Annotated in this window: 9 protein-coding genes; 4 read left to right on the forward strand and 5 right to left on the reverse strand. The window is 60.7% G+C overall.

What is annotated here, in order from left to right; genetic code table 11:
• Positions 1-260, reverse strand: a 260-nt coding sequence (locus tag FJY67_10070) for a hypothetical protein (GenBank protein MBM3329799.1), incomplete at its 3' end; no start/stop codon positions are given.
• 267 nt (positions 261-527) lie between these two features.
• Between FJY67_10070 and FJY67_10075 the strand changes: the two genes are divergently transcribed.
• A complete protein-coding gene (locus FJY67_10075; protein ID MBM3329800.1) occupies positions 528-1,457 on the forward strand; it encodes a M23 family metallopeptidase in 930 nt (309 codons plus the stop codon).
• A 97-nt stretch (positions 1,458-1,554) separates the two neighbouring features.
• Here the strand turns inward: FJY67_10075 and FJY67_10080 are convergent, their stop codons facing one another.
• Positions 1,555-2,847 carry a lactate utilization protein gene (locus tag FJY67_10080; GenBank protein ID MBM3329801.1) on the reverse strand — a complete coding sequence of 431 codons (1,293 nt, stop codon included), beginning with the start codon at positions 2,845-2,847 and terminating at the stop codon, positions 1,555-1,557.
• Positions 2,847-3,689 carry a (Fe-S)-binding protein gene (locus FJY67_10085; protein ID MBM3329802.1) on the reverse strand — a complete coding sequence of 281 codons (843 nt, stop codon included), beginning with the start codon at positions 3,687-3,689 and terminating at the stop codon, positions 2,847-2,849. The genes FJY67_10080 and FJY67_10085 overlap by 1 nt, the downstream gene beginning before the upstream one ends.
• A 79-nt stretch (positions 3,690-3,768) precedes the next feature.
• Between FJY67_10085 and FJY67_10090 the strand changes: the two genes are divergently transcribed.
• From FJY67_10090 to FJY67_10100, 3 genes are read left to right on the forward strand one after another with little or no spacing between them, the layout of a single operon-like run.
• Positions 3,769-4,617, forward strand: coding sequence for a hypothetical protein (locus FJY67_10090; GenBank protein MBM3329803.1), 849 nt, complete (start codon positions 3,769-3,771; stop codon positions 4,615-4,617).
• Entirely contained in the window at positions 4,563-4,937 is a 375-nt protein-coding gene (locus FJY67_10095) for a hypothetical protein (protein ID MBM3329804.1), read from the forward strand. Before FJY67_10090 ends, FJY67_10095 begins: the two co-directional genes overlap by 55 nt.
• Complete coding sequence (locus FJY67_10100) at positions 4,934-5,425, forward strand: T9SS type A sorting domain-containing protein (GenBank protein ID MBM3329805.1); 492 nt, start codon at positions 4,934-4,936, stop codon at positions 5,423-5,425. Before FJY67_10095 ends, FJY67_10100 begins: the two co-directional genes overlap by 4 nt.
• 259 nt (positions 5,426-5,684) lie before the next feature.
• Here FJY67_10100 and FJY67_10105 read toward each other — a convergent pair whose 3' ends face one another.
• Both FJY67_10105 and FJY67_10110 read right to left on the reverse strand, forming a co-directional pair.
• Positions 5,685-6,788 (reverse strand): YncE family protein, encoded by a 1,104-nt coding sequence (locus FJY67_10105; GenBank protein MBM3329806.1) that lies wholly within the window; start codon positions 6,786-6,788, stop codon positions 5,685-5,687.
• Positions 6,789-6,802: 14 nt separating this feature from the next.
• Positions 6,803-8,605, reverse strand: a 1,803-nt coding sequence (locus FJY67_10110; GenBank protein ID MBM3329807.1) for a TonB-dependent receptor, incomplete at its 5' end; no start/stop codon positions are given.

The following is an 8,605-nucleotide window of genomic DNA, read 5'->3' on the forward strand; positions in this document are numbered from 1 at the left end:
CGGGCGCGTTCGCGTCGCTCGTCGATGACCCGGATCTCGAACGACTCCCCATCGATCAGGATCCGGGCGCCGCTGGACCCCTGGACCAGTGTAGCCTCGAACGACCTTCCGTCGAGAATCAGTGAGATCGTCCGGCCGTTGTCATCGGCAGCGGCATCAAATTCAACCTCCCGGCTGGCGACATTTGCCCGACCGATACGTACCCCGTCGGGCAGTTCGACCTTGAGCCGGCGACCGGCGACTTCAACGACATGCTGCAACTTATCTCCGAAGGTTGACCCTGCTCGTCTGCCCATTAACAATATGCAGGCGGGATGTGCCTCAAGTCAAGCCGCGAGAGGCGAAATCATTTTTTTGCGACCCGGGTATGCTAAAGGCTTGACATGTGATGAGCGACACATTAACTTGGGTCATCGTCTTAGCCGCCCCCGTGAGTGGGGGCTCTGCCGGCATCGGGACTTTCCTACCGCCGGTGCCGCTTTGCTGCTTGCTCTGTTTCGTCCTGCCTCCAAGGGAAGCACTATCGAATGAAGAACCCCGCGGGCTACCGCGTCGTCCTGATCTCCGACGGCTCCACCCGGATGAAGTCCCTCCGGCTGTCGCGCTCCCGGATCGTCATTATTGGCGCTTCCGGGCTGGCGATGCTGCTGGCGCTTGTGCTTGGCTTTGGGCGGATGCTGGCCGGACATCAGACGCGCGCGGCGATGATCGGGGTTCTCGCTGAGAATCAATCGCTCCAGGGGCAACTGCAGCAGATGGGCGAGCGCATCCAGGCCGTCGGTGAACGGCTTGGGCAACTCGAAGCGAGCGATGACCACTTGCGGCTCGCCGCGGATCTCCCGGCTATCGACCCGGACGTCCGACGGGCCGGCGTCGGCGGTGTGGCGCTCGATCCTTCCGACTATGGCATCACCGATGAGGTGGTCCGTTCCTATATGACCCGTCTCGACCAGATCGAACGCGAAGCCCGCCTGCAAAAGGATAGTTACGCCGAGATTGAGCGCCGCCTCAGCGAACGGCAGGAACTTTTCGCCAAGACGCCGTCGATCCGGCCGGTGGCGGGGGGCTATATCTCTTCGAACTTCGGCATTCGTCGTGACCCGTTCAACGGGCGTCGGACGCATCATAACGGGATGGATATTTCGATCCCGCGCGGTACTCCGGTGCGCGTCTCAGCCGACGGTAAGGTCGTCTTCGCCCAAGCCACGCCGGGACTCGGCAAGTTGATCGTCATCGACCACGGCTTCGGCTTCCAGACCGCCTACGGGCATCTTTCCACCATCAACGTCGTGCGCGGGCAGTCCGTGCAGCGCGATCAGAAGATTGGACTTTCAGGCAGTTCCGGGCGTTCAAGCGGACCCCATCTGCACTACGAAGTCCATGTCAACGGCAAGTCGGTTGATCCGCGCGACTTCTTCTATGACGACGCCGAAAGCCTTGCCGGGTTGATTCGATAGACCAGACACGCAAGTGCAAGCACAAGCGACTACAAAGGGCGGCTTCCCAGCGGAAGCCGCCCTTTGTATTTTCCTGCCACCTCTTGTCGCCTGTTGGTTAACCCCCGACTCTCTCCCTCAGCCCTGGGATCTTGCTTGCGACTGCAACACCGGCCGGCCCAAGCGTCCTGAAACGGCCTTCGCTCGCCATCATCCAGGACCAGAACAAAGCGGCGCTACGGTGCAGCAGCGGCTTGGCAGATCGGGCGCGCAGTTCGAGGAGCAGTTTCGGTATGTCGATGGCGACCGGGCAGACCTCTTTGCAGGCTCCGCAGAGGGTCGATAGGTGCGGGAGTTCGCCCGCCTCTGCCCGCTTTTCACCGATAAGATTCGACAGGACCGCGCCCATCGGGCCGGGATAGACTGACCCGTAAGCATGTCCCCCTACCGTGCCATAGACCGGGCAGATGTTGAGGCAGGCGCCGCAGCGGATGCAGAGCAGCATCTCACGCAGGACCGGGTCGGCAAGGGCTGCGCGGCGGCCGTTGTCAAGCAGGACCAAGTGCATCTGCCGGGGCCCGTCCTCGCCGGTGCGGGAGGGCTTAAGAAAGTGGGTATAGGCGCTGAATCGCTGCCCGGTGGCGCTGCGGGCGAGCAGTCTCAAGAGCGGTGCGGTATCGGTTAGTCGGGCGAGCACCTTCTCAATGCCGGTCAGGGCGATGAACATCTTCGGCAGCGACAGCCCCAGTCGTGCGTTGCCCTCGTTTTCAACTATGACGAGATGACCCGTTTCGGCTACGAAGAAGTTAACCCCGGAGAGGCCGAAGTCCGCCATTAGGAAGCGCTCCCGAAGGTGTTTTCGGGCGGCCCGGGTCAGCGTTTCGGGATCACTTGAAAAGGGAATGCCGAGCCGCTCGGTGAACAGGCGGCCTATCGAGTCGCGCGACCGGTGAAGCGCTGGAGCGGTGATGTGCGACGGAGGCTCGCCGGCCAGTTGGACGATGAACTCCCCCAGATCCGACTCGACCGCCTCGATGCCGGCCTCGGTCAGAGCCTCGCCGAGGCCGATCTCCTCAGAGACCATACTCTTCGACTTGACGCCCTGCCGGGCGCCCGCTTCCTTCAGCAGTCCGGTGATGATTTCCCGACCTTCCCGACCGTCGGATGCGAAATGGACGACCCCCCCGCCCGCTTCGAACGACTGCTTGAACCGGGACAGAAGTTCCTCGAGGTGGTCAAGTGCATACTGCCGGACGGAACGAGCCTCCCGGCGGGATACCTCGAAGTCGGGCAGTTCGGCAATGACCCGGCTCCGTGCGGCGGTCGAATGGTCGCAAGCCTGCGCAACCGCTTTGCGCAGTGCCGCATCGCCGAGTGCCGAGTTTACCCGTTTACGAAGCAACGCCGGCATCAGGCTCCAGCGAGGATGCGCGCGATATGCAACGTCCGGACTGACGACCCTGACCGACAGAGAGCGGCGTTAAGGTGATTCAGGCAGGAGTCATCGACGCCGGTGATGTAGGCTGGAGCATCTTCGCACAGCGCGCGGGTTCGCTTGTCGGCGATGGCATCCGCGAGCGCCGGATATTTTGCGCTGAAAGCGCCGCCAAAACCGCAGCAGTCTTCGCGTAAAGCGTTCGAGACCAGTTCCAGCCCCTCGACCCGGTTTAGCAGCGCCAATGGTGCTTCACGCTCGCCCAGATCGCGTAGATAGTGACAGGAGGGATGATAGACAACCCGGTGCGGGAACCTCGCCCCAATGTCGGTTACGTCAAGTTGCCGCACCAGAAAGATAGCCAGTTCGAAGACCCGCGTCCGCAGAGACTCCCAGTCGCTCCGGATGCTGCCTTCGAGGTCGAGTTCCGCATAGTGTTTGGTCACCATCGAAACGCACGACCCGCCGGGCGCAACGACAATGTCGCTCCCCCGAAAGACCTCGACAAACCGGATCGCCAGATCGCGCGCCTGCCGGCGAAACCCGGCGTTGTAGAGCGCCTGCCCGCAACAGGTCTGGCGGCGGTCTATGACGACCTCGTGACCGAGCCGTTCCAGTATCGTCCGGGCGGCGCGGGTCGTCGCAGGCGACGCCAGTTCGACCAGACAGGGTATGAAGAGCGAAATACGCAGGGACAAAGGTCCGAAAGGAAGATACCCCAATCCAGTGATTTCCGATGCAGACCGTAGCGCCGCCATCCTGGCGGCAGAGATGCAGACCGTAGCGCCGCCATCCTGGCGGCAGAACGGAGCCAGCAAGATGCTGATACTACATTATCGCTGGACAGTTTTTACACTTGAATGCTGGGAACCACTTTGCCACACAAGATACCTATAAGTGCATCGGCGACGCAAATGCCATATACGATATGCCGCGGTCAACACCTATCCTAAGACCCAACTCACCAACGATCTGACCCTGCAGGTGGTTTTGAAGGAGCGGCATGTCGTCTATCGCGGGCACTACGCCAACGATCACTACGACCCGATGGTGAAGATGATTCCCGACTGGCGCGGGACGCGATTCTCAATAGGGTCGGGCGAGAACCGGGAGTTCAGTTTCTCGCAGTCCTTGCGAGGCCTTGGCTGGCACGAACTCGACCGCGACAACCTCCGCATCGTCGTCTTCGCACAGGCCACAAATCGGGAGGTGCATCAGACCGCGGTGACCGGCGTTGTTGAAGGTATGCCTGAACTGAGCCTCGTCTCCTTCGACGCCTTTGACGAAAATGGTGGCGACGCAAATCTGCGTATTGAGCGCGGCGAGTCGGGGCAAATCGTGGTCCGGATCGCCAACCACGATGGCGGAGCCGACGTTGAGTCGTTCACGGCAACACTCAGTTGCGATTATAATGGCGTAGCCCTGGAGCGCAGCGAATGGCAGGGAGGCACAATTACGGCAGGGGAAGAAGTCACCAATGAGGAAGCGCCGTTCCAGATTCGCGTCGCGGAAGACTTTATCGCACACCCGGTCACCTTTCAACTCGAGGTCGTCGCCTCACCGGGAGAGATCCGCGCGCGCTTCCCGATCCGAACGATGCTCGACTTCCCCCCTGTGCTGGTTGTCAACGTCTCAACCGAAGATGAGGAACCGTCCGTTCTGGCAAACGTCTTCGACGGCGGCGAACTTCCGTGGGCGGATCTTACTCCCGCAACCGGTACGGCCGGCTCACCTTCGACGGAATAGCGCCCTATCGCTATTTGCTGTGGCACGGTAACGAACCGGAAGGCCGCGAATTGAACGACGAGGAGTTGGGCGTTCTGGCCTGGTTCCTCGACAACGGCGGACGACTTCTCATGTCAATTCCTGAGCCCTCCGACGCGCTGGTCGGAAGTTGGTTCTGGAGCGACTACCTCGGCTTGGACGGAGTTCCAGAAGCGACGACGACCTACCAAGCCGCAGGGCGCGAAGATGATGCCCATTTGGGGGGGGTAAGTCTCCGGTTCGGATCCGGAGAAGACGTCGGACGCCGGTCCCGGTGGTGGCTTTGGCAGGCAGCGAGATGAGTCGTTCGCCGCTACGTTTCCCGAATGCGGACGAATTGCCAACCGATGCGGCAGCCGTGACCCGGGAAGCAGGTTTCAAGACTCTGTCTATCGGCTTCCAGGTGGAGCGGATCGGGGCCTCCGGCGAGGGGACTTCGCTGCACGATTTTCTCCGGGCGGCATGGGTCTGGTTTGCCGCTCCGCCCGCAGCAGTCGGCCATGAATCCTCTCCACAACCGGAACGATTCTTCCTAAGTGAGATCTATCCCAATCCCTTCAACGGTCGGTTCCGGGTAGATTTCGGTCTATCGAGGCAGAACCCGGTGAGATTGTCGCTCTACGACCCGGCGGGGCGCGAAATCATCATCCTGTCGAGGGGCAGTTTGCCTGCCGGACGGCATTCTCACATTGTCGATATGAGGTCGCTGGAGATTGGAACCGGGCTCTATTTCGTCAGGCTGGAATCGGTGGAGGGTCGCTTGACGCGCCGGGCGCTCTACCTGCGTTAAGCGGGTGCAGTATCTTGCTTGTCTCGTCCCCCCCCCTCAGCGGGGGGACTACAGTGTGGAGTATCCCGAAGGGGCCGAAGACGCCTGCGCGGCTTCGCGCCCGATAGGATGGGGCAGAATCGTCCTTCAGCCGATTGGCTGCGCATCCGGCTTGCCCCGTTCCGGTCGCCCCTACGTGTCCCCCCCTCCCCGCGTAGCGGGGGGGAGATAAAAGAACCGTCTATATGCAGTCAAAACACCCTCATCGCAGTCTCGTGTTCTACCGGACGACCACCATCATCGCCCCGGGGCCGTCTCCAGCAGCCCACGACTCGCCCAGATCGGTTCCGGTGATCTTCTGGACGCGGTCGCCTTCGAAGCAGGCGACATAGACCGACCCCTCCGGCCCGGCAACAATCCGCATCGCACCGAGTGGCACCCGAATCGGGTTACCCGGCCCGTTCAGGATTTGGCCGGTGGAGGCGTTGTAGCGATAGACGTGGCCGCTCGCTTCACCAGGCGGCCAGCCGCCGGCGGCGATGTAAGCCGTGTTGTTGCGCGTGATCGCAACTTCACCGGGGGTGCCGCCGATGTTGATCACCTGTTCGACGGTGTCGGCCTGGACGCTCACCTTATAAATTTCCCCGCCCATGCTCCCGCCCGGAAGCCCGCTCGAACTCTTATTCCCGCTGCAGACGATGTGAATCCGATTGGCACCGTCAAGCGCCATAAACTGCGGATTCATCCCGACGCTGATGGTGTAAATCACCCGGTTGGTGACGGTTGAGATGACTGAAACCGATCCCGGCCCATAGATCGAACTGTCCGGCGTCCATTCGAGAAAGTTGCTGTTCGCGACATAGACTTTAGTGCCCCAAGCCAGCACCCCTTGAGGGTGATTGCCGACCGGTACGAACCCCACGACTTCGCCGCGATCGGGGTTATAGACCGTCACCGTGTTGTCATTAAAGTTGCTGATGAAGATCTCACCCGTCTCCGCAATGGCCGCATACTGAGGGCTGCGATTGCTGGAGGTGCCGATGTCGACGGTGTCGATCTGGGTGATCACATTCTGTTCGCTCACCTCGAAGACGTTCATATCGTTCGAGAGCGAATTGATGGCGAAGAAACGGTTGTCCTTTCGGACCAGGTGGTTGGGACCATTGCCGAGACCTGCGGCTCCGGTGCGGAGCGCACCGTTCTCGAGGTCAATCCAGGCAAGGTTGCCGGCTCCGCTATTGTAATTGCATACCAACAGGGTAGTCCCGGCGATTGGGACTGGCGGGGTTGGTGATTTGGGCTTCTCCTCGCAGGCAACAATCAGCAATATTGCCGCTGTCGCCGTAAGATACCGAAGGATGGTGTGAGGAATACGGAGGGTCATGCTTGTTCCTTAGTCTATGATGCGTGATGCCTGAGTGTCAGGCGGATATGATAAGTTCGGCCCGGAAGCGGGCTGCGTTCGACCAGTCGATACTGGCGGTCAAAGAGGTTATCGATGCCGGCGGTCAGTTTAAAACCAAACCCTAAACTTTGCCAGCCCTTGGTGGCCGATACGTCCCATACGACAAAGGGATCTAGTCCCATACCATCGGTTGAGATCGGGTCGAGGTTCGATTCGGTCGAATACCTGCGGCTCGCCCACCGGCAGGCAATCGCCAGCCCCCCGCCCTTCCCGATTCCCTTTTTCCCGCTCCAAAGTATGCTTCCTGTTCCGCTATGGCGCGGCGTTAAAGTCGTCATCCGGCCGCGATTGATGTCGCCGGGAGTATCGTTGAGACTGCGTAGATAAATATAACTCCCCGACACCGAAATGGGTTCTACCGGCGTCAATGTTGCCGACAATTCGATGCCTGAGGCTTTGGCGCGAGCGAGGTTGTCGGGGTAGTATTTTCCCATACCATTGCGCCGCCAGACGATCAGGTCGCTGATTCGGCGGCTGAATAACGACATCGTCAGGTTGGCTTCTGCAGAAAAGCCTTTGGTCCGGTAGAGTCCGATTCCGGCTTGCCACCCTACGCCCCTCTCGGCCTTAAGGTGTGGATTGCCGGTCGCGAATAGACTCTCCTGAGTGAAAACCGCATTGAAGGGCGGCGCCGTAATCGACCGTCTCCAGCCGGCACTTGCCAGCCACCGACCCCAACCTGTCGAGTGACCGGCGGAAACCGAAAGCGTTGGCAACAGGTAATTCCCATCCTCGGCTCCGGAAGAGGTCAAAGCCATAGCCTTGACTTCAGGCTCGAGCGCCAGTTCCAGACCGGCTCCCGCACCTGCCAACCGGCCTTTCGCTTCTAAAGATCGGGTTTCCCGCCAGGCCGAGCCGTTGCCGACCCCGACCGATGTCAGGTTGCGCAGCAGGTCCCGCCCCCGGTAATCGTCGCGTGCATATTGCAGCGACAGCCTCCTCACCGCGGCAGCACCGTTGTGGGCAAGTGAGAGTCCGATGCCTTTCTGCGACGACTCCAGTTGTGTATGATCGGGCCAGTGTCGGACGAGGTTGCCGCTTGAAGGATCGAATTGCACCTCGGGGTTGACGAAATCCAGATCCTGTTTGCGAAGGTAGGCGAAGAGAGTCCCGGTGCGCGGACCATTCGGCACACGCAGCCTTAGAAAAGTCGCAGTTTGCTTGCGGTCGAGGGTCGCTTCGGGCGATGCAGGCGAGTAAATAAGCCCCGGCACCCCGCGATTGCGGCGGTCGGTTGCGCCGCCAGCCTCAAAGTAGCCCAGCCGGGTCGGAATCGCCATACGCCCTTCAGCCCCGATACCCGAAAGGCTGTTATTTATCCTTGGCCCAAGAGTTCGGTGGTGAACCCGATAACGGAAATCCCCGTCCTCATAGTAACGCCGGGCTCCCACAGATCCTGAGACGCTTCGCCATCTCCGGTTGAAGCCGACGCGGTACTGCTCATTGCCATAAGAGCCTGTTTCTGACGAAAATTCACTCCCGGATTTCGGATGCAAATCGTCAGGATGAAGCGAGGTGAGCCGGATTATACCGCCGGTCGGCGTGAAGTCGATCTCCATCCGGGCTAATCGGTCAAGAGCAATCGACGAAAGGTCGGTTTCACCGGTGCCGGGATCGTTATGCGGGATACCGTCGAGTTCGACAAGGGTCATCCGCGGTGGCGCACCGCGCAAAGATATCCGCACGAAAGCGCCGGCGTCGAGCAGGGTTACACCCGGAAGGAGGGCGAGGGCTTC

Source organism: Calditrichota bacterium (genome assembly GCA_016867835.1).
GTDB lineage: Bacteria > Electryoneota > AABM5-125-24 > Hatepunaeales > Hatepunaeaceae > VGIQ01.